Below are 25,101 nucleotides of genomic sequence, written 5' to 3'. Positions count from 1 at the left end.
AGCCCCAGCATCACCCGGTCGACATCTGAGCGGTGAACCGATCGTCTGCGCATTCGAAGGCAAAGCCGCTGGTTAGCCCAGCCTTTCCTTGCTGGCGGGCGGGAATGGGCCGTCGTACTGTGAGCGTTGTTAAGAATTAGAACGTGTCCAAAGTTAGCTTTGGCTTAGCTTCCCTGGGGGACCGGAATGGCCATCATCGACATCGAGGCGCCACTGCACGAGGCGCACCGGGACAACCACACGCACCGGGACGTGAACGGCGGCTGGCTCAGGCCCGCCGTTTTCGGTGCCATGGACGGACTGGTCTCCAACCTCGCGCTGATGACCGGTGTCGCCGGCGGGGCCGTCGGCCAGCACACCATCGTGCTGACCGGACTCGCGGGACTCGCGGCCGGCGCCTTCTCCATGGCTGCCGGTGAGTACACCTCCGTCGCCTCCCAGCGCGAGCTCGTCGAGGCCGAGCTGGACGTGGAGCGCCGGGAGTTGCGGAAGCACCCCCAGGACGAGGAGGCCGAACTCGCCGCCCTGTACGAGGGGCGGGGCGTCGAGCCCGAGCTGGCGCGCGAGGTGGCCCGGCAGTTGTCGAGGGATCCCGAGCAGGCTCTGGAGATCCATGCCCGTGAGGAGCTGGGGATCGACCCGGGTGACCTGCCCTCGCCGCTCGTCGCCGCCGTGTCCAGCTTCGGGTCCTTCGCCCTGGGTGCCCTGCTGCCCGTCCTGCCGTATCTGCTCGGGGCGACCACCCTGTGGCCCGCCCTGCTGCTCGCTCTGGTCGGGCTGTTCGGTTGCGGCGCCGTCGTGGCCAGGGTGACCGCGCGGACCTGGTGGTACAGCGGACTCCGGCAGCTCGCTCTGGGGGGCGCGGCGGCCGGTGTGACGTACGCCCTGGGCAGTTTGTTCGGAACGGCCGTAGGATAGATCGGCTGCTACTTATGCGAGGGACCGCATAAGTAGCCGTTACTCGCTGGTTTCGAATGCTTAACCACTGGGCATGAGCCGTAAGCGCTGCGGGCAATGATGCTTGCGGCGCACTCGCGGGGTCGGCGACGACGCCTTCGCCGCCCCTGGGCCGACGGACGACGATCTGACCGATCGGTCCGGCTCGGTCCCCACATACTTCAAGCCACGTGTGCGACACCCCCCTCGCATGCCGTGGCGTCCGCATGTTGGAACGGAGTATCCGGTTCCCGAGATCCGCTCCATCATGTAACCTGCACGAAATTTTGCACTTACGCAGAGGGCCAACGTCGTCCCTCGGCAAGCTGAATATGCCAATTGACGACGACGGGAGAGCCGATGCGTACGCCGCGCCAGCCGTCCCAGCACTCCACGAGTGGCCAGAAGTGGTCGTTCATGGATGCTCGCCCTGCTGCGCAGGGTATGTACGACCCCCGCAACGAGCGCGACGCCTGTGGCGTCGGCTTCGTGGCCACCCTCACCGGCGAGGCGAGCCATGCGCTGGTCGAGCAGGCGCTCACCGTTCTGCGCAACCTGGAGCACCGCGGTGCCACCGGCGCCGAGCCCGACTCGGGTGACGGCGCGGGCATCCTGTCCCAGGTTCCGGACGCCTTCTTCCGCGAGGTGGCCGGCTTCGAGCTGCCCGCGGCCGGTGCGTACGCCGTCGGTACCGCCTTCCTGCCGGAGGACGGCGTCGAGGACGCCGTCTCGCGCATCGAGACGATCGCCGCCGAAGAGGGCCTCACCGTCCTCGGCTGGCGCGAGGTCCCGGTCGCCCCCGAGCTGCTCGGCGCCACCGCCCGCTCGACGATGCCGGCGTTCCACCAGATCTTCGTCGCCGACGGCTCGGCCGTCCCCGCCACGGACATCGACCTCGACCGCAAGGCCTTCGTGCTGCGCAAGCGCGCCGAGCGCGAGGTCGACGTCTACTTCCCCTCGCTGTCCGCGCGGACCATCGTCTACAAGGGCATGCTGACCACCGGCCAGCTGGAGCCCTTCTTCCCGGACCTGTCCGACCGCCGCTTCGCCTCCGCGATCGCGCTCGTGCACTCCCGGTTCTCCACGAACACCTTCCCGTCCTGGCCGCTCGCGCACCCGTACCGCTTCGTCGCGCACAACGGTGAGATCAACACCGTCAAGGGCAACCGCAACTGGATGGCGGCCCGCGAGTCCCAGCTGGTCTCGGACCTGTTCGGCAACGACGACAAGACCCTCGAGCGCGTCTTCCCGATCTGTACGCCGGACGCCTCCGACTCGGCGTCCTTCGACGAGGTCCTCGAACTCCTGCACCTGGGCGGCCGTTCGCTGCCGCACTCCGTGCTCATGATGATCCCGGAGGCGTGGGAGAACCACGACTCCATGGAGTCGGCCCGCCGCGCCTTCTACCAGTTCCACTCCAACCTGATGGAGCCCTGGGACGGCCCGGCCTGTGTCACCTTCACCGACGGCAAGCAGGTCGGCGCGGTCCTCGACCGCAACGGCCTTCGACCCGGCCGCTACTGGGTCACCGACGACGGCCTCGTCGTCCTCGGCTCCGAGGTCGGCGTCCTCGACATCGACCCCGCCAAGGTCGTCCGCAAGGGCCGCCTGCAGCCCGGCCGGATGTTCCTCGTCGACACCGTCGAGCACCGCATCATCGAGGACGACGAGATCAAGGCCGGCCTGGCCACCGAGCAGCCGTACGCGGAGTGGCTGGAGGCCGGCGAGATCGAGCTCGGCGACCTGCCCGAGCGCGAGCACATCGTGCACACCCACGCCTCGGTCACCCGCCGCCAGCAGACCTTCGGCTACACCGAGGAAGAGCTGCGCGTCCTCCTCGCGCCGATGGCCAAGGCCGGTGCCGAGCCCATCGGTTCGATGGGTACGGACTCGCCGATCGCCGCGCTGAGCGAGCGACCGCGTCTGCTCTTCGACTACTTCACCCAGCTGTTCGCGCAGGTCACCAACCCGCCGCTGGACGCGATCCGCGAGGAGCTCGTCACCTCGCTGCGCTCGGCCCTCGGCCCGCAGGGCAACCTGCTCGACCCGAGCGCCGCCTCCTGCCGTTCCGTCGTGCTGCCCTTCCCGGTGATCGACAACGACGAGCTCGCCAAGCTCATCCACATCAACGCCGACGGCGACATGCCCGGCTTCAAGGCCGCGACCCTCTCCGGCCTGTACCGGGTCTCCGGCGGCGGCGACTCCCTCGCCGCGCGCATCGAGGAGATCTGCACCGAGGCGGACGCCGCCATCGACAACGGCGCCCGGCTGATCGTCCTCTCCGACCGCCACTCGGACGCCGAGCACGCGCCGATCCCGTCGCTGCTGCTCACCGCGGCCGTCCACCACCACCTCATCCGCACCAAGCAGCGCACCCAGGTGGGCCTGCTGGTCGAGGCCGGTGACGTCCGCGAGGTCCACCACGTCGCCCTGCTGATCGGCTTCGGCGCCGCGGCCGTGAACCCGTACCTCGCCATGGAGTCCGTCGAGGACCTCCTGCGCGCGGGCACCTTCCTGAACGGCCTGGAGCCCGAGCAGGCCATCCGCAACCTGATCTACGCCCTGGGCAAGGGCGTCCTCAAGGTCATGTCGAAGATGGGCATCTCGACCGTCGCCTCCTACCGGGGCGCCCAGGTCTTCGAGGCCGTCGGTCTCGAAGAGAGCTTCGTGCAGAAGTACTTCAGCGGTACGGCGTCCAAGATCGGCGGCGTCGGCATCGACGTCATCGCCAAGGAGGTCGCCGCCCGGCACGCCAAGGCGTACCCCGCCTCCGGCATCGCGCCCGCGCACCGCGCCCTCGAGATAGGCGGCGAGTACCAGTGGCGCCGCGAGGGCGAGCCGCACCTGTTCGACCCGGAGACGGTCTTCCGCCTCCAGCACTCGACGCGCGCGAACCGCTACGACATCTTCAAGAAGTACACGGACCGTGTGAACGAGCAGTCCGAGCGCCTGATGACGCTGCGCGGCCTGTTCGGCTTCAAGTCGGACCGTCAGCCGATCTCCGTCGACGAGGTCGAGCCGGTCTCCGAGATCGTCAAGCGTTTCTCCACCGGCGCCATGTCGTACGGCTCCATCTCCAAGGAGGCGCACGAGACCCTCGCCATCGCCATGAACCAGCTGGGCGGCAAGTCCAACACCGGTGAGGGCGGCGAGGACGCGGACCGGCTGTACGACCCGGCGCGGCGTTCGTCGATCAAGCAGGTCGCCTCCGGCCGCTTCGGCGTGACCTCCGAGTACCTGGTCAACGCGGACGACATCCAGATCAAGATGGCCCAGGGCGCCAAGCCCGGCGAGGGCGGCCAGCTGCCCGGCCACAAGGTCTACCCGTGGGTCGCCAGGACCCGGCACAGCACCCCGGGCGTGGGCCTGATCTCCCCGCCGCCGCACCACGACATCTACTCCATCGAGGACCTGGCCCAGCTGATCCACGACCTGAAGAACGCGAACCCGCAGGCGCGGATTCACGTGAAGCTGGTCTCCGAGGTCGGCGTCGGCACGGTCGCGGCGGGTGTGTCCAAGGCGCACGCGGACGTCGTCCTGATCTCCGGTCACGACGGTGGTACCGGTGCCTCCCCGCTGACCTCCCTCAAGCACGCGGGCGGTCCCTGGGAGCTCGGTCTCGCCGAGACCCAGCAGACCCTGCTGCTCAACGGCCTGCGCGACCGGATCGTCGTCCAGACCGACGGTCAGCTCAAGACCGGCCGTGACGTGGTCATCGCCGCGCTGCTCGGCGCCGAGGAGTTCGGTTTCGCGACCGCGCCGCTCGTCGTGTCGGGCTGCGTCATGATGCGCGTCTGCCACCTGGACACCTGCCCGGTCGGCATCGCCACCCAGAACCCGGTGCTCCGCGACCGGTTCACCGGCAAGGCCGAGTACGTCGTGAACTTCTTCAGGTTCATCGCCGAAGAGGTCCGCGAGCTCCTCGCCGAGCTGGGTTTCCGCTCCATCGAGGAGGCCGTCGGTCACGCGGAGGCGCTCGACGTCGAGCGGGCCGTCAACCACTGGAAGGCGCAGGGCCTGGACCTGTCCCCGCTCTTCTACGTGCCCGAGCTGCCCGACGGTGCCGCGCTGCACCAGGTCATCGAGCAGGACCACGGCCTGGAGAAGGCGCTCGACAACGAGCTCATCAAGCTCGCCGCCGACGCCCTGGCCGCCGACTCGGCGACCGACGCCCAGCCGGTGCGCGCCCAGGTCGCCATCCGCAACATCAACCGCACGGTCGGCACCATGCTCGGCCACGAGGTGACGAAGAAGTTCGGCGGCGCGGGCCTGCCCGACGACACCATCGACATCACCTTCACGGGCTCCGCCGGCCAGTCCTTCGGCGCCTTCCTCCCGCGCGGTGTCACGCTGCGCCTGGAGGGCGACGCCAACGACTACGTCGGCAAGGGCCTCTCCGGTGGCCGGGTGATCGTGCGCCCGGACCGGGGTGCCGACCACCTCGCCGAGTTCTCGACGATCGCCGGCAACACCATCGCCTACGGCGCGACCGGTGGCGAGCTGTTCCTGCGCGGTCGTTCAGGCGAGCGGTTCTGCGTCCGCAACTCCGGTGCGCTGGTCGTCTCGGAGGGCGTGGGCGACCACGGCTGCGAGTACATGACCGGCGGTCACGCGGTGGTCCTCGGCGAGACCGGCCGCAACTTCGCGGCCGGCATGTCCGGCGGTATCGCCTACGTGATCGACCTCGACCCCGACAACGTCAACGTCGGCAACGCGGGCGCCGTCGAAGCGCTCGACGACGCCGACAAGCAGTGGCTGCACGACGTGGTGCGCCGCCACCAGGAGGAGACCGCCTCCACGGTCGCCGAGAAGCTGCTCGCCGACTGGGACACCGCGGTCGAACGCTTCAGCAAGATCATCCCCAGCACGTACAAGGCAGTGCTCGCCGCCAAGGACGCCGCCGAGCAGGCGGGACTCTCCGAGTCCGAGATCACCGAGAAGATGATGGAGGCGGCGATCAATGGCTGACCCGAAGGGCTTCCTGAACCACGGCCGTGAGGTCGCCAAGTCCCGCCCGGTCGACGTACGTCTGAAGGACTGGAACGAGGTCTACGTCCCCGGCTCCCTGCTGCCGATCATCAGCAAGCAGGCCAGCCGCTGCATGGACTGCGGCATCCCGTTCTGTCACAACGGCTGTCCGCTCGGGAACCTCATCCCCGAGTGGAACGACTTCGCCTACCGCGAGGACTGGTCCGCCGCCTCCGAGCGGCTGCACGCGACCAACAACTTCCCGGAGTTCACCGGTCGCCTGTGCCCCGCTCCCTGCGAGTCGGCGTGTGTGCTCGGCATCAACCAGCCGCCGGTCACCATCAAGAACGTCGAGGTCTCGATCATCGACAAGGCGTGGGACAGCGGTGACGTCGAGCCGCAGGCCCCCGAGCGCCTGTCCGGCAAGACCGTCGCGGTCATCGGGTCGGGACCCGCCGGTCTCGCCGCCGCGCAGCAGCTCACCCGGGCCGGTCACACCGTCGCCGTCTACGAGCGCGCGGACCGCATCGGAGGCCTTCTCCGGTACGGCATCCCCGAGTTCAAGATGGAGAAGCGGCACATCAACCGCCGTATCGAGCAGATGCGCGCGGAGGGCACCCGCTTCCGTACCGGCATCGAGATCGGCCGCGACCTCAGGGCGACCGACCTGAAGAAGCGCTACGACGCGATCGTCATCGCCGCCGGCGCCACGACCGCCCGTGACCTGCCGGTCCCCGGCCGCGAGCTCAAGGGCATCCACCAGGCCATGGAGTACCTGCCGCTGGCCAACAAGGTGCAGGAGGGCGACTACGTGGCGCCCCCCATCACGGCCGAGGGCAAGCACGTCATCGTCATCGGCGGCGGCGACACCGGCGCCGACTGCGTGGGCACCGCCCACCGCCAGGGCGCGGCCTCGGTCACCCAGCTGGAGATCATGCCGAGGCCCGGCGAGGACCGTGCCCCGCACCAGCCGTGGCCGACCTTCCCGATGCTCTACAAGGTCACGTCCGCGCACGAGGAGGGCGGCGAGCGGGTCTACTCCGTCTCGACGACCCACTTCGAGGGCGACGAGGACGGCAACGTCCAGTGGCTGCACCTCACCGAGGTCGAGTTCATCGACGGCAAGCTGACCCCGAAGCCGGGCACGGAGCGCAAGATCCCCGCCCAGCTGGTCACGCTGGCCATGGGTTTCACGGGCACGGACCGCGAGAACGGTCTCGTGGACCAGTTCGGCCTGGAGCTCGACGAGCGCGGCAACATCGCCCGCGACGACGACTTCCAGACCAACGTGCCGGGCGTCTTCGTCGCCGGTGACGCGGGCCGCGGCCAGTCGCTCATCGTGTGGGCGATCGCGGAGGGCCGCTCGGCCGCCCGCGGCTGCGACCGCTTCCTGACCGGTGCGAGTGAACTGCCCGCGCCGATCCGGCCGACGGACCGCTCCCTGATGGTCTGACGGTCGGTCAAGAAACGTCCCGTACAACGGCGTACGGAACGCTGACGGTGTCCGCCCTCCCAGTCCCCGACCGGACGAGGGGCGGGCACCGTCGCATGTTCTCCTACGGCACCCGGAACGTCTCCCCGTACACCTGCCACTCCAGCGGCGTCCTCAGGTCCAGGTTCCCGTCGTCAAGGAAGCGTCGTTGCGCGGTGTCGACGCGGGTGGTGTCGATGTCCGCGTCGCGGGTGCGCATGGCGTCCTCGCGGAGGTCGAGGAAGGTGTCGAGGTAGGCCTTCTCCGAGCCGCCCTCGGTCGGGCTGTCGGACTTCTGGACGGCGCGTTCGCGCAGGCCGTAGAAGCTGGTGGGGTCGGTGCCGGGGCCGTGGAAGACCATGGCGTCGTAGTAGACGAACTGGCCGAGGGCGCCGAGGCCGTCGAGCTTGGCGAGGCGCACCGCTGGGTCGAAGTAGACGCGGTCACGTGCCGTGTCCTGGGCCTTCTGGAAGGCCGGGACCCGCGCTTCCGCCTTCCAGGCGGCCGTGAAGCCCGGGTCCAGGCCCTCGTGGGAGTCCGTGCCGTCGACCGCGCGCAGCGCGGGGAGGTACCTCGCGAGACCGTTGCCGGGGTGGGCCTTCGTGTAGCCCTCGACGAGGGCGAGCAGGTCGCTGGTGCCGGTGCAGAAGCCGATGATGCCGGCCGTGTAGCCCTGGCCGTCGCCGATGTCCTCGATGTAGGCGTAGGCGCTGCGCCAGTCGAGGGTGGAGTTCTCGGCGCTGGCCACGAGCTGCTGGGCGAGCTCCTTCTCGGCGGGCGCGGCCAGGCCCGGCGGCAGGTCGGCGATGACCGCCTTGTCCTCCGCGCTCCTCGCCCCCTCTGACCGCTCGGCCCAGGCCTTGGCACCCTGGGCGCCCTCGGCGTCCTGGGCCGCCTGCGAACGGTAGGCCGAGGAGAGGTCCGGGCCGGCCCCTCCCGCGCCGGGGTCCTCGGGCGCGAGGAGGTAGACCGACGCCGTGGCGACCACGGGGACGGCCGCGAGGAGCAGCAGGCGGGCGCCTTTCACTGCGCTCCCGTCAGTTCGGCGACCTTGGCCCAGGCAGACACCAGGAGCACCACCAGCAGTACGGCACATGCTCCAGCCTGCACCAGGGCGCGACGGCTGTCCCGGGGCGCGTAGGCGTAGGCGAGGGTGACGACGGCTCCGGCGAGCAGGCCGCCGAGGTGGCCCTGCCAGGAGGTCAGTCCCGCGGAGATCACCAGCCACAGCAGCAGGCCCGCCATGAAGCGGTTCACCTGGGCCATGTCGGCGCCGAGGCGGCGGGCCATCACGTAGTACGCGGCGCCGAGCCCGAAGATCGCACCGGAGGCGCCGAGCGTGGCCTCGGTGGGCGCGACCAGCAGGACGAGGACCGAGCCGCCGAGCGCGGACAGCAGATAGAGGACGACGTACCTCAGACGGCCGAGCTGGACCTCCACCACCCGGCCGATGTTCCACAGCGACACCATGTTCATCACGATGTGCAGGATCCCGAACGTGCCCCCGGTGGGCGGCAGATGGAGGAACGCGCCGGTCAGCAGCCGGTACCACTCGCCGTCGACGACACCCTCGACGTGGAAGTCGGCGGGATAGATGGCCTGCCACGCGTAGTGGCCGCCGTCCGGGCCGCGCAGGCCGATGCCCAGCATCTCGAACCGGTCCACGATCGCCGGGCGCACGAGCTCGCCGACATAGGCGAGCACGTTGAGGCCGATCAGGACGTACGTCACCAGGGGGACGGCCGTGATCCGCCCGCCGAACGCGGTCCGGGCCTGCCGTATCGACCGTGCCCCCTCCCGCACGCACTCCGGGCACTGGTGGCCGACCGCCGCCTCCCGCATGCAGTCCGGGCAGATGTAGCGCTCGCAGCGGGTGCAGCGGACGTGGGACTCCACCTTGGGATGGCGATAGCAGGTGGTGACGGCGGACTCGGGTTCCACGGCCGGCTCTCCTCGGTGTGACAGGGGTGATCTTGAGCCGGTGGGGTCGGCGGCGAACAAAATAGCGAACGCCGGTGCGGTAGCAGAGCGGCGGGGCCGGATTCAGGAGGCTGCCCGCCCCGTTGGCATCATCCACGCGTCGTGCCACCCTGAAGTTGATCCGACGGGGAGGCGACGACTCATGGACGGCGCACGATCGGTGAACCAGGGCACGCGTGGCGGAGCGGCCGGAAAGGGCGAGAAGCTCGCCGACTGGGCCGACGGACGGCTGGGCCTGTACGCGCTGGCCAAGGCCAACATGCGCAAGGTCTTTCCGGACCACTGGTCGTTCATGCTGGGCGAGATCTGTCTCTACAGCTTCCTCATCCTGATCCTCACGGGCGTCTATCTCACCCTGTTCTTCGAGCCCAGCGGGGTCGAGGTCGTCTACCACGGCTCCTACGAGCCCCTCAACGGCGTGGTGATGACCAGGGCCTACGAGTCCACGCTCGACATCAGTTTCGATGTGCGCGGCGGACTGCTGATCCGGCAGATCCACCACTGGGCGGCGCTGGTCTTCGTCACCGGCATGCTCGTGCACATGATGCGGGTGTTCTTCACCGGCGCCTTCCGCAAGCCGCGCGAGCTCAACTGGGTGTTCGGCTGGACCCTGCTGTTCCTCGGCATCATCACCGGTCTGACCGGCTACTCCCTCCCCGACGACCTGCTCTCCGGCACCGGCATCCGGTTCGCCGACGGGGCGATCCTGTCCGTCCCGATCGTCGGGACGTATCTGTCGTTCTTCCTGTTCGGCGGGGAGTTCCCGGGGCACGACATCATCCCCAGGCTCTTCCCGATCCATGTGCTGGTGCTGCCCGGGATCATGCTCGGCCTGGTGGTCGCCCATCTGATCCTGGTCTTCTACCACAAGCACACCCAGTACCCGGGGCCCGGCCGCGACAACAAGTCCGTGGTCGGCATGCCCTTCCTGCCGGTCTACATGGCCAAGGCGGGCGGCTTCTTCTTCCTGACCTTCGGCGTGCTGGCGCTCATGGGCGGCCTCGCCCAGATCAACCCCGTGTGGGCGTTCGGACCGTACAGCCCGCACCTGGTGACCACCGGCGCCCAGCCCGACTGGTACCTGGGCTTCTCCGAGGGCCTGATCCGGGTGATGCCGGGATGGGAGATCAACTTCTGGGGCCACACCCTGGAGCCCGGTGTCTTCATCCCCTTCTCCCTCTTCCCGCTGATCCTGCTCGCGCTCGGGGTCTATCCCTTCGTCGAGGCGTGGATCACCGGCGACAAACGCGAGCACCACATCCTGGACCGGCCGCGCAACGTGCCCGTCCGCACGGGTCTTGGGGTCGCCTGGCTGAGCCTGTACGTGGTGCTGCTGATCGGCGGCGGCAACGACATCGTGGCCACGCATCTGCATCTGTCGATCAACGCGATCACCTGGTTCGTGCGGGTGTCCGTGTTCGTGGTGCCGGTGCTCGCCTTCGTCGTCACCAAGCGGGTCTGTCTCGGGCTGCAGCGCCGGGACCGTGAGAAAGTGCTGCACGGCCGCGAGACCGGCACGATACGGCGGCTCCCGCACGGCGAGTACGTCGAGGTCCACGAACCCCTCGCGCAGGAGGCGCTGCACACCCTCACGCAGCACGAGCAGGAACGGCCGTACGAGATCGGGCCGCTCGTGGACGCGAACGGGGTGCGGCGGCCGGTCAGGCGTTCCCAGCGGGTGCGGGCCGGGCTCGCGCGGGCGATGTTCGGGCCCGACACGCGGATCGAGAAGCCGACGGTGGAGGAGTACCGGGAGCTCACCAGCGGCGACCACCACTGAGGACGGTGTCGCGGCACTCGTCGGGGCTGCCCCAGGCGGTGCGCAGGGCGCGGGCCTTGGTGAGCCACAGGGACAGGTCGTACTCCGCCGTGTACCCGATCGCGCCGTGGAGCTGGAGCGCGGTGCGGGCGGTGGCGTACGCGGCCTCGCACGCGGTGACCTTGGCGGCGGCGACGTCTTCCGCGGTCATCGTCAGGGCGGCGCCGAGGACGAGGGGGCGGGCGAACTCCAACGCGATCCTGGCGTCGGCGAGTTGGTGTTTGACGGCCTGGAACGAGCCGATGGGGACGCCGAACTGGATGCGCCGCTTGACGTGGGCGACGGTTCTGTCGAGCAGTGCGAGACCGACGCCCAGGGCTTGGGCGGCGGTGGTGAGGCGGGCGATGAGGAGGGCGGGGGTCAGGGGTGGGTCGGTGGCGAGGAGTGCGCCGCCGGGGAGGGTCGGGAAGAGGCGGCGGGCGGGGTCGAGGGACGCGGCCGGAGGGCCGGGTGGGGGGGAGAGGCGGAGCTCGGTGGGGGCGGGCGTGGGGCTGGAATCGCCCCCGCCGCGGGCTGAGAGTGCCAACCGTACGTTCGCCATGTCCGCGTCCAGCGTGTACGTCCCCATCGCCACGGTCGCCGCGGACTCACCCGAGGCCAGAGCGGGCAGCAGCCGCTTCGCCGGGCCCGTGTCGTCCAGTGAGGCGAGCAGTGTCGCCGCCGTGACCGTCTCCACCAACGGGCCGGGTACCGCATGCCGCCCCAACTCCACGAAAGCCACAGCGAGTTCCACGGGACGCGGGCCCAGTCCCTCGTACGCCTCCGGTACCGCCAGCGCGAACACCCCCGCCTCGGCGATACGGCGCCACAGCGCGCGCCCGCTCGCGTGGTCCCCGCGGCTCCAGTCCCGTACCACCGACGGGGTGTCCGCGGCCGTCAGCATCGCGTTCAGGGAGGCGGCGAACTCCCGCTGCTCGGCGTCGAGAAGGAAGCGCATCACCGGCGTCCCTTCGGCAGGCCCAGCAGGCGCTCGGCGATGATGTCCCGCTGGATCTCGTTCGTGCCCGCGTAAATGGGGCCGGCCAGCGCGAAGACGTACCGCTCGGACCAGTCGGTGTCCGCCAACTCGCCCTCCTCGCCGAGCAGATCGAGGGCCGTCTCGGTGAGGGCGATGTCGTACTCGGACCAGAAGACCTTGTTCAGGCTGGACTCGGGGCCCAGCGTCTCGCCCTCCAGGAAGCGGGAGGCGGCCGCGTAGGTGAAGAGCTGGTAGGCGCGGGCGCCGATCAGGGAGTCCGCGACACGGGTCCGAGCCGCATGGGGGCTGCCCTGCGCCTGCCACCTCGCGAACAGCCGGTCGGCGGCCGCCAGGAAACGGCCCGGTGAGCGCAGCATCAGGCCCCGTTCGTTGCCCGCCGTGGACATCGCGATCCGCCAGCCCCGGCCGGGCTCGCCGATGACGTCCTCGTCCGGCACGAACACCTCGTCCAGGAAGAGCTCGGCGAAGGCCGGTTTCCCGTCGAGGCGGCGGATCGGACGGACGGTGACCCCGGGGGCGCGCAGGTCGAACATCAGGTAGGTCAGGCCCTGGTGGGGTTTCGGGGCGTCGGGGTCGGTGCGGAAGAGTCCGAAGGCGCGGTCCGCGAAGGCGGCCCGGGAGGACCAGGTCTTCTGACCGCTGAGCAGCCAGCCGCCGTCCGTGCGCACCCCCTTCGCCCTCAGCGAGGCCAGATCCGAGCCCGCCTCCGGCTCCGACCAGGCCTGCGCCCACACCGTCGCCCCGGTGGCCATGGACGGCAGGACACGGTCCCGCTGCTCCTGTGTGCCGTGGTCGAAGAGGGTCGGGGCGAGGAGGCTGATGCCGTTCTGGTTGACGCGTCCGGGGGCCCCGGCCGCGTAGTACTCCTCCTCGAAGACCAGCCAGCGGACGATCCCCGCGTCCCGGCCGCCGTACGCCGTCGGCCAGTTGACCACCGACCAGCGGTCCGCGGCGAGTTCCGCCTCCCACGCGCGATGGGCCGCGAAGCCCTCCTCGGTCTCCAGGGAGGGCAGCGGGGAGGCGGGCACATGCGCGTGCAGCCATGAGCGGGCCTCGGCGCGGAAGGCCTCGTCGGCCGGAGAGTGCGTGAGGTCCACGGTCGCCATCCTTCCCTAACAAGTGTTTGGTAGGTTAGCGTGGCGCTATGACAGGCGTCGAGAGTCCGGTGTACGAACCGGGGCACGGGCTGCTGAAGGGACGCACCGCCGTCATCACCGCCGCCGCCGGCGCGGGCATCGGCGGGGCGACCGCGCGCCGCTTCCTGGAGGAGGGCGCGCGCGTCCTGATCAGCGACGCGCACGCGAGGCGGTTGAAGGAGCACGAGGCCGAGCTGGGGCGGGAGTTCCCGGGAGCGGTGACCGCCGTACCCTGTGACGTCACCGACGAGGCACAGGTGCGCGCGTTGTTCGACGCGGCCGTGGAAGAGCACGGTCGGCTGGACGTCGTCGTCAACAACGCGGGCCTCGGCGGCACTTCCTCACTCGCCGACATGACCGACGAGCAGTGGACCCGCGTCCTGGACGTCACGTTGAACGGCACATTCCGGTGCACCAGAGCTGCCCTACGGCTGATGCGCGACGCACGCGCGGGCGTGATCGTCAACAACGCCTCCGTCGTCGGCTGGCGCGCCCAGGCCGGGCAGGCGCACTACGCCGCCGCGAAGGCCGGCGTGATGGCGCTGACCCGCTGCGCGGCGCTGGAGGCCGCCGAGTACGGCGTACGCGTCAACGCGGTCTCCCCGAGCCTCGCCATGCATCCGCACCTGGTGAAGGTGACCTCGGCGGAGCTGCTGGAGGAACTGACCGCGCGGGAGGCCTTCGGGCGGTACGCCGAGCCCTGGGAGGTGGCCAACGTGATCGTGTTCCTGGCGTCCGGATACTCCTCGTACATGACGGGCGAGGTCGTCGCCGTCAGCAGCCAGCACGCCTAGGACAATGGACGATGTGCCGACCAAGAAGAAGCCCCAGGTGAGCGCCGCCGCCCCGGCCCGCCGCCGCGAACTCCTCGACACCGCCGCCGAGGTCTTCGCCGAGCAGGGCTACAACGCCACGACCGTACGCAAGATCGCGGACCACGCGGGCATGCTCGCGGGCAGCCTCTACTACCACTTCGACTCCAAGGAATCGATGCTGGAGGAGATCCTGCGGACCTTCCTCGACGAGCTCTGGGGCGGCTACGACGCCGTCCTGGGCGCCGAACTCGGCCCGCGCGAGACGCTGGAGGCCCTGGTCACCGAGTCGTTCCGGGAGATCGACCGGCACCGCGCGGCCGTCGCGATCTACCAGAAGGAGAGCAAGCAGCTGGTGGCGCAGGAGCGGTTCGCGTTCCTCGCCGAGTCGCAGCGCAGGTTCGAGAAGGCCTGGCTGTCCACGCTGGAGCGCGGGGTCGCGGCCGAGGTGTTCCGGGCCGACCTCGACGTACGGCTGACCTACCGGTTCGTGCGCGACACCGTGTGGGTCGCCGCGTCCTGGTACCGGCCCGGCGGACAGCACAGTCCGGAGGAGATCGCCCGGCAGTACCTGTCGATGGTGCTGGACGGGATCGCCGTACGTACGTAACTCACTGGGGAGTTGCCATGGCCGAGGCCTACATCGTCGAAGCGGTCCGTACGCCCGTCGGGCGGCGCGGGGGAGGACTGAGCGCCGTCCACCCGGCCGATCTGGGTGCGCGGGTGCTGGTCGCGCTGGTGGAGCGGGCGGGGGTCGATCCGGCCGCCGTGGAGGACGTCGTCTTCGGCTGCCTGGACGCGGTCGGGCCGCAGGCCGGGGACATCGCGCGGACCGCGTGGCTCGCTGCCGGGCTGCCGGAGGAGGTGCCAGGGGTGACCGTGGACCGGCAGTGCGGGTCCTCGCAGCAGGCCGTGCACTTCGCCGCGCAGGGCGTGCTGTCCGGGACGCAGGACCTGGTGGTGGCCGGCGGGGTGCAGAACATGTCGATGATCCCGATCGCCTTCGCGACCCGGCAGGCCGCCGAGCCGCTCGGGCTGACCCAGGGGCCCTTCGCGGGCAGCGAGGGGTGGCGGGCGCGGTACGGGGACCGGGCGGTGAACCAGTTCGTCGGCGCCGAGATGATCGCCGGGAAGTGGGGGATCAGCCGCGAGGACCAGGAAGAGTTCGCGCTCCGGTCCCACCGGCGGGCCCTGCGGGCCATCGACGAGGGGCGATTCGAGCGCGAGACGGTGGCCTACGGCGAGGTCGCGGTCGACGAGGGCCCGCGCCGGGACACCTCGCTGGAGAAAATGGCCGGCCTGAAGCCGGTGATCGAGGGCGGCACCATCACCGCGGCCTGCTCCTCGCAGGTCTCCGACGGGGCGGCGGCCATGCTGCTGGCCTCGGAGCGGGCGGTGCGCGAACACGGCCTCACGCCACGCGCGCGCGTGCACCACCTCTCCGTGCGCGGCGAGGACCCCATCCGTATGCTCACCGCCCCCATACCGGCCACCGCCCACGCCCTGAAGAAGACCGGCCTCACCATCGACGACATCGACCTCGTCGAGATCAACGAGGCCTTCGCCCCGGTCGTCCTGGCCTGGCTGAAGGAGACGGGCGCGGACCCGCAGAAGGTCAACGTCAACGGCGGCGCGATCGCCCTCGGGCACCCCCTGGGGGCGACGGGAGTGAAGCTGATGACGACCCTGCTGCACGAACTGGAGCGCACCGGCGGCCGGTTCGGCCTCCAGACCATGTGTGAGGGCGGGGGGCAGGCGAACGTGACGATCATCGAGAGGCTGTGACGACGGCAGGCCACCCGCTTCGGCGGACGGAGTCCGGCGCAGGCTCCAGAAGCCCGTGAGGCCCCCGGGGGCCGAGCGGTGCGAGGGGGCCGTCGGGGATGGTGCCGATGTGCGAGGGCGGGGGGCAGGCGAACGTGACGATCATCGAACGTCTTTGAGGCCCTCCAGGATCTCCTCCGCCTCCTTCATGATCCGCTCCACCAGCTCCGTGCACGACGGCAGGTCGTCGATCACCCCGGCGACCTGCCCGGAGGCCATGACGCCGAGGTCCGTACGGCCGTCCACCATCGCGGACCTCAGCAGCATGGGGGTGTTGGCAGCGAGCAGGACCTGGCTCCACGTGAGGTCCTTGCCGTGGCGCATCGCGAGGCCGTCGTGGAGCAGTTGCCGCCAGGTCAGGCCGGACAGCCCGCGGAAGGCGGCGGCGTGCCGGGCCGCGCGCAGCAGGGTGCGAGCACGGCCCGTGTTCTCCAGGGACTCCACCAGGTCCGTGCGGAGCATGCGGTGCGGGAGGCCGTCGACCGCACGGGTCACCGTCACGTCCTTGACCGTCGCCGCCAGATAGCGCGCCTTCACCGCGTCCGGCACCGTCGAGTCCGAGGTGAGCAGGAAACGGGTGCCCATGGCGACGCCCGCCGCCCCGTACGCCAGCGCCGCGACCAGACCCCGCCCGTCGAAGAAGCCCCCCGCCGCCACGACGGGGATGTCCACCGCGTCCACCACCTGCGGCAGCAGGACCGTCGTCGCCACCTCCCCGGTGTGCCCACCGCCCTCGCCGCCCTGCACGATCACCGCGTCCGCGCCCCAGGCCGCGACCTTCTCGGCATGCCGCCGGGCCCCGACGGACGGGACGACGACCACCCCCGCCTCCTTGAGCGCGCCGATCAGCTCGGCGGAGGGCGCGAGGGCGAAGGACGCCACCCGCACCCCTTCCTCGACGATCACGCGCACCCGGTCGCCGGCATCCGCCGCGTCGGCCCGCAGATTGACCCCGAAGGGGGCGTCCGTACGGGACTTCACCTCCCGCACGGCGTCCCGGAGTTGGTCGATGGTCATGGTCGCGGAGGCCAGGATGCCCAGCGCGCCCGCGTTCGCCGTCGCGGAGACCAGGCGCGGCCCCGCCACCCACCCCATCCCGGTCTGCACGATCGGATGGCGGACCCCGACCAGCCGGGTGAGCGCGGTCTCCATCAGGCGCCGACCTCCCTGGACCGGGTGTCCTGCGGATCGATCACCTCACGGATCAACCGCAGCTCCCGCGCGGTCGGTTCGCGCGTGTACGGCACCTCGTCCGGGACCACCAGCTCGAACCCGGTGGCCTCCCGCACCTGTGCCACCGTGACCCCCGGATGCACCGACGCCAGCCGCATCGAGTGGTCCGGCGTCGCGAAGTCGAAGACGCCCAGGTCGGAGACGACCCGGGGGATACGGTGATGGCGGGCGCCGTCCGCGTGGTCGTACCCCACCCCGCACACCATGTCGACCTTCTCGACGAAGACCCGCCGGGAGTGTTTCGGCACCCAGTAACTGGTCGGGTTGTTGAGGGTGTTGACCGGTGCTCCCCGCACCCCGAGCAACTGCCGCTTCGGCCGTGCCCAGTCGCCGATGCACGAGATGTTCTGGTTGCCGTACCGGTCGATCTGGCTCGCGCCCATCATCACGTGCCGTCGGCCGCCGGTGACCAGGGCCAGGTGCTGCCGGTAGGGCAGCCAGCCCTCGGGCGTGCCGTCCGGGCGGACCAGCAGGGCCTCGCCGTCGGTCAGCAGCAGGTCGGGGGAGAAGGTGAGGCGGGCGAGCCGGGCACCGACCGAGGGGATCAGGCCCATGGGGCTCGCCAGGATCTCGCCCGCGTCCCGCCAGGCCTCGGCGCAGGCGATCACGCAGTACTCACTCCGGGTCGCGGTCATGAAGTCCTCCCCCGAGATACCGTGCGGCGAACTCGGGCCAGGGCGTGGTCGCGTACTCCCGCTGTACGGCCTCGTCCCGGCCGTAGTCGGGAACGCAGGAGGTGAAGTGGGCGCCACCCGGAGCCTCGACCACACCGGTGACCGTGTGCCGTTTGAGCAGCAGCGACTGGGGCGGCGCCTCCTTCGTCAACTCCGCGGTGTCCACGATCCGTTCGCAGGAGACATACGCGGTGTCGGCCGCCTCGCAGAACAGGTCGTCGAAGTACGGGTCGGGTCCGAGGTACTGGCCGTTGCCCAGCCGGTCGGCGCGGTTCACGTGCACCAGGGCGGCATCCATGCCGAGCGCGGGCATGGCCACGAACGTCTCCTGGTCGTCGTACGGCGACGTCACCGTCCGCAGACCCGGATTGACCCGCATGACGTCCGAACCGATGCCGGCCCGCACCGGCAGGAACGGCAGCCGGTTCGCGGCCGCGTGCAGGCCCCACATGAACATCGCCTCGTCGATCTCCATGAGCTCGAAGGCACCGGCCTCACGGGCCGCCCGGTAGTGCGGTTCCAGGGGGATCGAGTCGAGGGTGACGAAGGCGGTGACGAGCTTGCGGATGCGTCCGGCGGCGGCGAGCATGCCGACGTCCGGGCCACCGTACGAGACGATCGTGAGGTCGGTGACCGTGGATCGCAGCAACGCTCTGACCAGGGCCATCGGCTTACGGCGCGAGCCCCAGCCGCCGATGCCGAGCGTCATGCCGCTGTGCAGCCGGGAGACGACCTCGTCGGCCGTCATGGTCTTGTCGCTCACTCGGCCTCCCTGCCGAACCTGTCACGGACCCGGTCCGCGACCCCGCTGACGCTCGCCTCGTAGGTGAAGCCCTGCTCGTAGCGGTAGCTGCGGCGGACGTCGACCGGGTCGATGCCGTTGATGGCGGCCTTGGCGAGGCGCAGCAGTTCCCCGTCCTTGGCGGCGATCTCGCGGGCCGACTCCAGGGCCGTGGCGGCGAGTTCCTCCCTCGGCACGACCTTCCACACCGCGCCGTGCCGGTGCAGTTCGGCGGCGGTGACCGTGCGGGAGGTGAAGTACAGGGCGCGCATGAGGTGCTGGGGAACCAGGCGGGCCAGGTGCGTGGCCGCGCCGAGCGCCCCGCGGTCCAGTTCGGGCAGGCCGAACGTGGCGTCCTCGCTCGCCACGATCACATCCGCGTTGCCCACCAGGCCGATGCCTCCGCCCAGGCAGAACCCCTGCACGGCCGCCACTACGGGCACCTCGCAGTCGTACACCGCCGAAAAGGCCTCGAAGCACCCGCGGTTGGCACCGACGAGGGCGGCCGAGCCGCGCGTCTGGATCTCCTTGATGTCCACGCCCGCGTTGAAGCCGCGCCCCTCGGCCGCCAGGACCACACACCTGACCGCCGGATCCCGGCCCGCCGCGCGCACGGCGTCGGCCAGGGCGAACCAGCCGTCCGCCGGAAGGGCGTTCACCGGCGGGAAGTCGACCCCGACCAGGACGATCCCCTTTTCCGGGGACGAGGTGGAGACACCCATGGCCGCATCAGCTACCTTTCCACCAAACGTTTGTTAGGTGAAGGGTAGCGGTGAATGGAGCTGAACGGGAGGGTCGTGGCCGTCACCGGCGGGACGCGTGGAGTCGGCGCCGGGATCGCCCGCTCCTTCGCGGAAGCGGGCGCCGAGGTCGTCGTCTGTGCGCGCAGACCGCCCGAAGTCCCGCTGCCGAAGACGCGGTTCGCGAGCTTGGACGTCCGGGACGCGGACGCCGTACGGGAGTTCTTCGCCGAACTGCCGCGCCTGGACGTACTCGTCAACAACGCGGGCGGCGCGCCCTACAGCCTGCTCGCCGACGCCGGCCCCGAACGGCACCTCCGGGTCCTGGAGTTGAACCTCCTCGCCCCGCTGACGGTGTCGCTGGCCGCGTACGAACACCTGAAACGGACCCGCGGCTCGATCGTCATGATCGGGAGCGTCAGCGGCGGTCGGCCCTCGCCCGGCACGGCCGCGTACGGGGCGGCCAAGGCGGGCCTGGAGAACCTCGCCCGCTCGATGGCCGTGGAATGGGCGCCGGACGTGCGCGTCAACACCCTGGTCGTCGGCATGGTCCGCACCGAGCGGTCGCATCTGCACTACGGCGACGAGGACGGCATCGCCGCCGTCTCCCGCACGGTCCCGCTCGGGCGCCTCGCCGAGCCGTCGGACGTCGGGGCGGCGGCCGTGTTCCTCGCCTCGGACGCCGCCGCGTACATCAGCGGGGCCGCACTGCTGGTGCACGGCGGCGGGGAACGGCCCGCCTTCCTCGACGCCGCCAACGCCTCAACTACTCACAAGGAGACGTGAGATGACCGGAATCTGCGACGGCCGGGTCGTCGTCGTCACCGGCGCGGGCCGCGGTCTCGGCCGCGCTCACGCCCTCGCCTTCGCCGCCGAGGGAGCACGGCTCGTCGTCAACGACCTCGGCGTCGGCCTCGACGGAACCCCGGGCCCCGACAGCCCGGCCTCTCTCGTGGCCGAGGAGATCCGCGCGGCGGGCGGCGAGGCGGTCGCCCACGGCGGCGACATCGCCACGGCCGACGGTGCCGCGTCCCTCGTCCGGGCGGCCCTGGAGACGTACGGCCGCCTCGACACCCTCGTCAACAACGCCGGCTTCCTGCGCGACCGGATGCTGGTGAACCTCGACGAGGACGACTGGGACGCGGTGACGCGGGTCCACCTGAAGGGCCACTTCCTGCCGCTGAAGCACGCGGCGGCACACTGGCGGACGGAGGCGAAAGCCGGACGCACGCCGACCGCCCGCATCATCAACACCAGCAGCGGAGCAGGCCTGCTGGGCTCGGTCGGACAGGGCAACTACAGCGCCGCGAAGGCCGGAATCGTCGGCCTCACCCTGGTCGCCGCGGCCGAGCTCGCCCGCTACGGCGTCCAGGTCAACGCGATCGCCCCCGCCGCCCGGACGAGGATGACGGAGCAGACGTTCGCCGACACGATGACCGCCCCGACCGACGGCTTCGACGCGATGGCCCCGGAGAACGTGTCCCCCCTGGTGGTCTGGTTGGGCTCCGAAGCGAGCGCGGGAGTGACGGGCCGGGTCTTCGAGGCGGAGGGCGGCCGGATCACGGTGATGGAGGGCTGGCGGCCCGGCCCGACGGCCGACAGGGGCGCTAGGTGGACGCCGGCGGAGGCAGGAGAGACGGCACGGAAGCTGTTGGAGGATGCCGGAACACCCAGGCCGGTGTACGGCACGTGAGTGCATCCCCATGCATCCCTACGTGTCGCACTCCAGAACCGTCCGGCACAGAGCACACCGCGCCCGCACTCGTCCCCGCACCGGCACCCGAATCCGCTGATGACAGGTAGGACACGGGAACGACACCCGCAGACGCCCGGGGCCGTCCGGCGTGAAGGTGTAGGGGACCCCCGGCTGAGGGCCGGGCGCGTGGCGCCGGTCCCGTGCGTAGCGGCGCCGGCCCGCCCAGCCCGCCGAGGTGAGGGGCGGTTGCTCGGAGTCCTGGCGGGCCTGCGCCATCCCCTTCACATACGCCGTGTACGCCTGTGCGCTGGTGAACCACACCGAGGGATCCTCCCCGAACACCAGCGACCGCTTCGCCAGTACGTACCCGAACTCCTCCGGCGTGAGATACCCCAGCTTCTGCGACGACGCCGCGTCCTCCCGGTACGCGTCCAGCAGGAGCCACCCGGCCCCCAGATACGTCGCCGCCGTGTCCGTGAGGATCTCGTTCTCCCGCACCCCCGGGAAGGAGAGGTCCAGCCGGTGCAGATACACGTGCATGACCTCGTGGGCCAGCGCCGCGCCGATGTCCCGCCGATGCGTGCGGAAACGGTCGTTCAGCTCGACGAAGTACTCGGGGCCCGCGGTGAGTTCGACGTTCGCCGCGTGGGTCATCTCCCGGAAGCTGACCACGAGCCGGGCGTCCGGCAGCCGGTAGTGCCGCACCAGCTCCCGGGCCACCCGCTGCGCGCCGAGATAGAGATCGTCGGTGTCGCAGAACGCCACGTCCACCGGCGCCACACTCGTCGCGAACGTCTGGACGGTGTCGTAGGAGAGCCGTTTGTAGAGCGCGTTGATCGAGGCCCGCACCGTCTCCAGGTGCGGGTAGCCGTGCTGGACCGGTCCGTCGTTCGTCACGCCCGTACCCCCAAGACGCCCTGAACCCGATTCCACTCTACGAGGTCGTGAGCGGATTCTCGTGGGCCGGACCGGGCGCACGGAGCCGGAGCACGCTCCCGCTCGCCGGTGCCTCCTCCAGCTCCAGCACCCACACGTCGTTGCCGCCCTCCCGCAGCACGGGACCGGGCACGTACAGCGCCCGCTGCGGGCCCGCCGACCAGTACCGGCCGAGGTTGAAACCGTTGACCCACACGAACCCCCGGGTCCAGCCCGGCAGCTCCAGCACCGCGTCCCCGGCGCCCCGCACGGACACCGCACCCCGGTACAGCCCCGGCGAGCCGTCCCCGGGGACCGCCCCGAAGCCGATCCCCGTCACCGAGTCCAGCGCGTCGAGCCGCAGCCCCCGCGCCCGCACCCCGTGCAGGAACTGCCGCTCGTGCAGCAGCCCCCCGGTGATCCCCTTGGCCTCCCCGCTCCGGGGCCCGTAGTTGACCCGCCCCAGCGACTCCACCCACAGCTCCACGCGCGCGTGCCCCGCGACCGGCTCCTTGAGCTCGACGTCCTCCTCGGTGAGCACCCCGGCCCGCTCCCCGTCGACGTACACCACCGCGAGATCCCTGAGCCCCCGCGCGGTCAGCGGATACGGCTGCCGCGGTCCCGGCACGGTCACCTCGTACCGCACGAGCCCCCGGTCGACGTCCAGCTCCTCGAAGGAAGGCGGGACGGGGCCCTCGTGGGGCGGCCCGCCGCGCTCCTCCAGTACGGCGGACAGGGACGCCCACTCGGACAGGTCCATGTCGGCGTCCGCCTCCAGCACCGCGGGCGCGGGCGGCAGGTCGGCCACCGGACCGTACTCGGCCAGCACCTCACGGAAACGCCAGAACTTCTCCGTCGGCCTGCCGTACTCGTCGATCGGCGCGTCGTAGTCGTACGACGTCACGTCCGGCTCCAGCGGACCGTCGTGCAGCGCACCCCCGCCCCGGTTGGCGCCCGCCCAGCCGGCGAAGTTCGTGCCCCCGTGCGCCATGTAGAGGTTCACCGACGCGCCGCACTCCAGGATCTCCCGCAGCGCCGCGGCCGCGTCTTCGGCGTCCCGTACGACGTGCTCGCCGCCCCAGTGCTCGAACCAGCCGCACCAGAACTCCATGCACATCAGCGGGCCGTCCGGGCGGTACCGGCGCAGCGTCTCGAAGGCCGTCCGCGCGTCGGAGCCGAAGTTGACCGTGGCGAGGACACCGGGAACCGAGCCGCCGGTGAGCATGTGGTCCTCAGGGCCGTCCGAGGTGAACAGCGGCACCGTGACGCCCTCCGCGCGCAGCAGCTCGGTCAGCCGCAGCAGATACGCGGCGTCCGAGCCGTAGCTGCCGTACTCGTTCTCCGCCTGCACCATGATCACCGGCCCGCCGCGGTCGATCTGCCGCTCCACGACCTGCGGCAGCAGCCGCCGGAACCAGCGCTCCACCTGCCCCAGGTACACCGCGTCGCTCGTGCGCGCGTGACCCTTCAGCCAGTGCGGCAGACCGCCGTTCTCCCACTCCGCGCAGATATAGGGACCCGGGCGGACGATCGCCCACAGCCCCGCCTCCCGGGCCGCGTCCAGGAACCGGCCCAGCGCCTCCACGTCCCGGAACCCGCCCGGGTGCGGCTCGTGCAGGTTCCACGGCACGTACGTCTCCACGCAGTTGAGGCCCATCGCCCGCAGCATCGCCAGCCGGTGCCCCCACTGGGCCTCGTGCACACGGAAGTAGTGCAGCGCGCCGGACAGCAGCCGCACCGGCCGTCCGTCCAGCAGGAAATCGGTTTCACCCACCGTGAACTCGCTCATAGGCTCCACCCTCACCACTGGCGGCGGCCAGGTCCATGGACAAAGATCGTCGCTGCTTGGACCGAAGCGCAGGCTAGGAAGCACGGGCAAGGAGCGCGATGTACCACACGTGGATGCGGTTCTTCAGCCCCAGCCCCGTCCACCACCGCCTGGGCATGGTCTGCCTCGGAGTCGGACTCCAGTACGGCCCGCTGCCCACCGTCGGTCCCCGCACCCTCGACAGCCACGTCGCCGTCGTCATCAGCACCGGCACCGGGTGGTACGAGACCCCCGACGGCCGCCGTACGACGGTCACCGCGCCCTCCCTGCTGTGGCTCACCCCCGGCATCCCCCACCACTACGCGCCCGACCCGGGGGCAGGCTGGGACGAGGGGTTCGTCGGCTTCACCGGGCCCGCCACCGCCACGTACACCGAACTCGGCTACATCGAACCCGACCGCCCCGTCGTGCCCCTGTCCGACGCCACAGGCCCCCGCGCGGTGATCGCCCGCATCGCACGCGCCGCCCGCCGCGACAACCCCCTCCTGGAAGTGGAGACCGGCGCCGCCGTCCACGAACTCCTCGTCGCCCTGCGCCGCGCCCGCGCCGACCTCGCCCCCGACGGCGACCCCGTCCTCAAGGCCCTCGCCCGCGACGCCTTCAAACCCATGTCGGTCGCCGACCACGCCACCCGGCACGGCATGACCCTCGCCGAACTGCGCACCGCCGTCCGCCGCGGCGCCGGCTGCAGCCCCAAGGACTACCTCCTCGGCATCCGCCTGGGCCGCGCCAAGGAACTCCTCGCCGCCACCGAACTCCCCGTCGCCTCGATCGCCCGCCGCGTCGGCTACGACGACCCCGCCTACTTCTCCCGCCTGTTCACCCGCCGCGTCGGCATGGCCCCGGTCCGCTTCCGCGCCCAGGAGAGCCGGACGGTCCCCGGCGGCTGGAGCAACCAGGTACCGGATCCGGACGACCCGCCGAGGATCTGACCGGCCGTGCCGCCGGGGAGGCCGGTCCGCCGGGAATCTGCGGCCCTGGACGGGCCGGCCCGCGGAGGTCTGCTCGGCTGCCGGTTGGGTTGGTCCGCTGGGGAGGCGGTCGCCCGCGCTGCCGGTGGGGCGGTCTGGCTGGGACGTGACCGGCCGCGGTGCCGGTCGGGCCGGTCCCGCCGGGGGTGTGACCGGCGGTGTTGCCGGTCGGGTTGGTGCGCTGAGGGTCTGATCGCCCGCGCTGTCGGTCGGGCCGGTGCGCCGGGGAGGGGCCGGCGGTGTTGCCGGTTGGGCCGGCCCGCTGAGGGGCTGATCGCCCGCGCTGCCGGTTGCGCCGGTCTGGAGGGGATGAGACCACCCACGCGCCCGGTTCCGCC

20 protein-coding genes are annotated in these 25,101 nt (G+C 71.0%); 10 read left to right on the top strand and 10 right to left on the bottom strand.

Translation table 11 applies throughout. The features are described 5' to 3' along the window. Positions 1–186: 186 nt before the first annotated feature. From ACIBJB_RS00205 to ACIBJB_RS00195, 3 genes are all read left to right on the top strand, one after another. The gene (locus ACIBJB_RS00205; RefSeq protein WP_398924912.1) at positions 187–918 is read left to right on the top strand and encodes a VIT1/CCC1 transporter family protein; all 732 of its coding nucleotides are present in this window, start codon (positions 187–189) and stop codon (positions 916–918) included. A gap of 378 nt (positions 919–1,296) precedes the next feature. Further along, entirely contained in the window at positions 1,297–5,904 is a 4,608-nt protein-coding gene (gene gltB, locus ACIBJB_RS00200; RefSeq protein WP_398924910.1) for a glutamate synthase large subunit, read from the top strand. Next, on the top strand, positions 5,897–7,357 hold the full coding sequence (locus tag ACIBJB_RS00195) for a glutamate synthase subunit beta (protein ID WP_398924908.1): 1,461 nt from the start codon (positions 5,897–5,899) through the stop codon (positions 7,355–7,357). The genes gltB and ACIBJB_RS00195 overlap by 8 nt, the downstream gene beginning before the upstream one ends. Before the next feature lie 103 nt (positions 7,358–7,460). Here the strand turns inward: ACIBJB_RS00195 and ACIBJB_RS00190 are convergent, their stop codons facing one another. Together ACIBJB_RS00190 and ACIBJB_RS00185 are read right to left on the bottom strand one after the other, a co-directional pair. Next, positions 7,461–8,402: a chitosanase gene (locus ACIBJB_RS00190; protein WP_398924906.1), complete on the bottom strand. Its 942-nt coding sequence runs from the start codon at positions 8,400–8,402 to the stop codon at positions 7,461–7,463. Further along, on the bottom strand, positions 8,399–9,316 hold the full coding sequence (locus tag ACIBJB_RS00185; protein WP_398924904.1) for a rhomboid family intramembrane serine protease: 918 nt from the start codon (positions 9,314–9,316) through the stop codon (positions 8,399–8,401). Before ACIBJB_RS00185 ends, ACIBJB_RS00190 begins: the two co-directional genes overlap by 4 nt. Before the next feature lie 181 nt (positions 9,317–9,497). Here ACIBJB_RS00185 and ACIBJB_RS00180 point away from each other — a divergent pair, with 181 nt between their 5' ends. Next, positions 9,498–11,135: a cytochrome bc complex cytochrome b subunit gene (locus ACIBJB_RS00180; protein ID WP_398924902.1), complete on the top strand. Its 1,638-nt coding sequence runs from the start codon at positions 9,498–9,500 to the stop codon at positions 11,133–11,135. Here ACIBJB_RS00180 and ACIBJB_RS00175 read toward each other — a convergent pair. Together ACIBJB_RS00175 and ACIBJB_RS00170 are read right to left on the bottom strand one after the other, a co-directional pair. Next, positions 11,113–12,111, bottom strand: a complete 999-nt coding sequence (locus tag ACIBJB_RS00175; RefSeq protein WP_398924900.1) for an acyl-CoA dehydrogenase family protein — start codon at positions 12,109–12,111, stop codon at positions 11,113–11,115. The two genes, ACIBJB_RS00180 and ACIBJB_RS00175, sit on opposite strands and share 23 nt — an antisense overlap. Further along, the gene (locus tag ACIBJB_RS00170; RefSeq protein WP_398924898.1) at positions 12,111–13,250 is read right to left on the bottom strand and encodes an acyl-CoA dehydrogenase family protein; all 1,140 of its coding nucleotides are present in this window, start codon (positions 13,248–13,250) and stop codon (positions 12,111–12,113) included. The genes ACIBJB_RS00175 and ACIBJB_RS00170 overlap by 1 nt, the downstream gene beginning before the upstream one ends. A gap of 47 nt (positions 13,251–13,297) precedes the next feature. Here ACIBJB_RS00170 and ACIBJB_RS00165 point away from each other — a divergent pair, with 47 nt between their 5' ends. The 3 genes from ACIBJB_RS00165 to ACIBJB_RS00155 are packed head-to-tail and all read left to right on the top strand — an operon-like array spanning position 13,298 to position 15,886. Next, complete coding sequence (locus tag ACIBJB_RS00165; protein WP_398924896.1) at positions 13,298–14,083, top strand: SDR family oxidoreductase; 786 nt, start codon at positions 13,298–13,300, stop codon at positions 14,081–14,083. 13 nt (positions 14,084–14,096) lie between these two features. Next, on the top strand, positions 14,097–14,711 hold the full coding sequence (locus ACIBJB_RS00160) for a TetR/AcrR family transcriptional regulator (RefSeq protein ID WP_028808079.1): 615 nt from the start codon (positions 14,097–14,099) through the stop codon (positions 14,709–14,711). A gap of 17 nt (positions 14,712–14,728) precedes the next feature. Next, positions 14,729–15,886: an acetyl-CoA C-acetyltransferase gene (locus ACIBJB_RS00155; protein WP_328975861.1), complete on the top strand. Its 1,158-nt coding sequence runs from the start codon at positions 14,729–14,731 to the stop codon at positions 15,884–15,886. Between the two features lie 141 nt (positions 15,887–16,027). Here ACIBJB_RS00155 and ACIBJB_RS00150 read toward each other — a convergent pair whose 3' ends face one another. Genes ACIBJB_RS00150 through ACIBJB_RS00135 form a run of 4 tightly spaced genes read right to left on the bottom strand, consistent with a single transcriptional unit; the run spans position 16,028 to position 19,335 of the window. Beyond that, positions 16,028–17,077 (bottom strand): NAD(P)H-dependent flavin oxidoreductase, encoded by a 1,050-nt coding sequence (locus ACIBJB_RS00150; RefSeq protein WP_398924894.1) that lies wholly within the window; start codon positions 17,075–17,077, stop codon positions 16,028–16,030. Next, entirely contained in the window at positions 17,077–17,793 is a 717-nt protein-coding gene (locus ACIBJB_RS00145) for a CoA-transferase subunit beta (RefSeq protein WP_398924892.1), read from the bottom strand. The genes ACIBJB_RS00150 and ACIBJB_RS00145 overlap by 1 nt, the downstream gene beginning before the upstream one ends. Further along, on the bottom strand, positions 17,774–18,595 hold the full coding sequence (locus tag ACIBJB_RS00140) for a CoA transferase subunit A (protein ID WP_398924890.1): 822 nt from the start codon (positions 18,593–18,595) through the stop codon (positions 17,774–17,776). Before ACIBJB_RS00140 ends, ACIBJB_RS00145 begins: the two co-directional genes overlap by 20 nt. Next, positions 18,592–19,335 carry an enoyl-CoA hydratase family protein gene (locus ACIBJB_RS00135; RefSeq protein ID WP_398924888.1) on the bottom strand — a complete coding sequence of 248 codons (744 nt, stop codon included), beginning with the start codon at positions 19,333–19,335 and terminating at the stop codon, positions 18,592–18,594. The genes ACIBJB_RS00140 and ACIBJB_RS00135 overlap by 4 nt, the downstream gene beginning before the upstream one ends. A 54-nt stretch (positions 19,336–19,389) precedes the next feature. On the opposite strand from ACIBJB_RS00135, the gene ACIBJB_RS00130 reads away from it, so the two are divergent. Beyond that, positions 19,390–20,139: an SDR family oxidoreductase gene (locus tag ACIBJB_RS00130; RefSeq protein WP_398924886.1), complete on the top strand. Its 750-nt coding sequence runs from the start codon at positions 19,390–19,392 to the stop codon at positions 20,137–20,139. A 1-nt stretch (position 20,140) separates the two neighbouring features. Continuing rightward, positions 20,141–21,046 carry an SDR family oxidoreductase gene (locus ACIBJB_RS00125; RefSeq protein WP_398924884.1) on the top strand — a complete coding sequence of 302 codons (906 nt, stop codon included), beginning with the start codon at positions 20,141–20,143 and terminating at the stop codon, positions 21,044–21,046. A gap of 18 nt (positions 21,047–21,064) precedes the next feature. Here ACIBJB_RS00125 and ACIBJB_RS00120 read toward each other — a convergent pair whose 3' ends face one another. Continuing rightward, on the bottom strand, positions 21,065–21,946 hold the full coding sequence (locus tag ACIBJB_RS00120) for a hypothetical protein (protein WP_398924882.1): 882 nt from the start codon (positions 21,944–21,946) through the stop codon (positions 21,065–21,067). Between the two features lie 37 nt (positions 21,947–21,983). After that, complete coding sequence (locus ACIBJB_RS00115) at positions 21,984–23,753, bottom strand: beta-galactosidase family protein (RefSeq protein ID WP_398924880.1); 1,770 nt, start codon at positions 23,751–23,753, stop codon at positions 21,984–21,986. Positions 23,754–23,851: 98 nt separating this feature from the next. Between ACIBJB_RS00115 and ACIBJB_RS00110 the strand changes: the two genes are divergently transcribed. Next, on the top strand, positions 23,852–24,724 hold the full coding sequence (locus tag ACIBJB_RS00110) for a helix-turn-helix domain-containing protein (protein ID WP_398924878.1): 873 nt from the start codon (positions 23,852–23,854) through the stop codon (positions 24,722–24,724). Positions 24,725–25,101 lie beyond the last annotated feature (377 nt).

The organism is Streptomyces sp. NPDC050759 (genome assembly GCF_044456945.1).
Classification (GTDB): domain Bacteria; phylum Actinomycetota; class Actinomycetes; order Streptomycetales; family Streptomycetaceae; genus Streptomyces.
This window is presented reverse-complemented; position numbering and strand designations above follow the sequence as displayed.

Coding starts and splice junctions, on each gene's coding strand:
- ACIBJB_RS00205 (WP_398924912.1), top strand. CDS start 187: ATGGCCATCATCGACATCGAGGCGCCACTGCACGAGGCGCACCGGGAC.
- ACIBJB_RS00155 (WP_328975861.1), top strand. CDS start 14,729: ATGGCCGAGGCCTACATCGTCGAAGCGGTCCGTACGCCCGTCGGGCGG.
- ACIBJB_RS00130 (WP_398924886.1), top strand. CDS start 19,390: ATGGAGCTGAACGGGAGGGTCGTGGCCGTCACCGGCGGGACGCGTGGA.
- ACIBJB_RS00115 (WP_398924880.1), bottom strand. CDS start 23,753: ATGAGCGAGTTCACGGTGGGTGAAACCGATTTCCTGCTGGACGGACGG.
- ACIBJB_RS00180 (WP_398924902.1), top strand. CDS start 9,498: ATGGACGGCGCACGATCGGTGAACCAGGGCACGCGTGGCGGAGCGGCC.
- ACIBJB_RS00110 (WP_398924878.1), top strand. CDS start 23,852: ATGTACCACACGTGGATGCGGTTCTTCAGCCCCAGCCCCGTCCACCAC.
- ACIBJB_RS00175 (WP_398924900.1), bottom strand. CDS start 12,111: ATGCGCTTCCTTCTCGACGCCGAGCAGCGGGAGTTCGCCGCCTCCCTG.
- ACIBJB_RS00150 (WP_398924894.1), bottom strand. CDS start 17,077: ATGGAGACCGCGCTCACCCGGCTGGTCGGGGTCCGCCATCCGATCGTG.
- ACIBJB_RS00145 (WP_398924892.1), bottom strand. CDS start 17,793: ATGACCGCGACCCGGAGTGAGTACTGCGTGATCGCCTGCGCCGAGGCC.
- gltB (WP_398924910.1), top strand. CDS start 1,297: ATGCGTACGCCGCGCCAGCCGTCCCAGCACTCCACGAGTGGCCAGAAG.
- ACIBJB_RS00165 (WP_398924896.1), top strand. CDS start 13,298: ATGACAGGCGTCGAGAGTCCGGTGTACGAACCGGGGCACGGGCTGCTG.
- ACIBJB_RS00195 (WP_398924908.1), top strand. CDS start 5,897: ATGGCTGACCCGAAGGGCTTCCTGAACCACGGCCGTGAGGTCGCCAAG.
- ACIBJB_RS00125 (WP_398924884.1), top strand. CDS start 20,141: ATGACCGGAATCTGCGACGGCCGGGTCGTCGTCGTCACCGGCGCGGGC.
- ACIBJB_RS00135 (WP_398924888.1), bottom strand. CDS start 19,335: ATGGGTGTCTCCACCTCGTCCCCGGAAAAGGGGATCGTCCTGGTCGGG.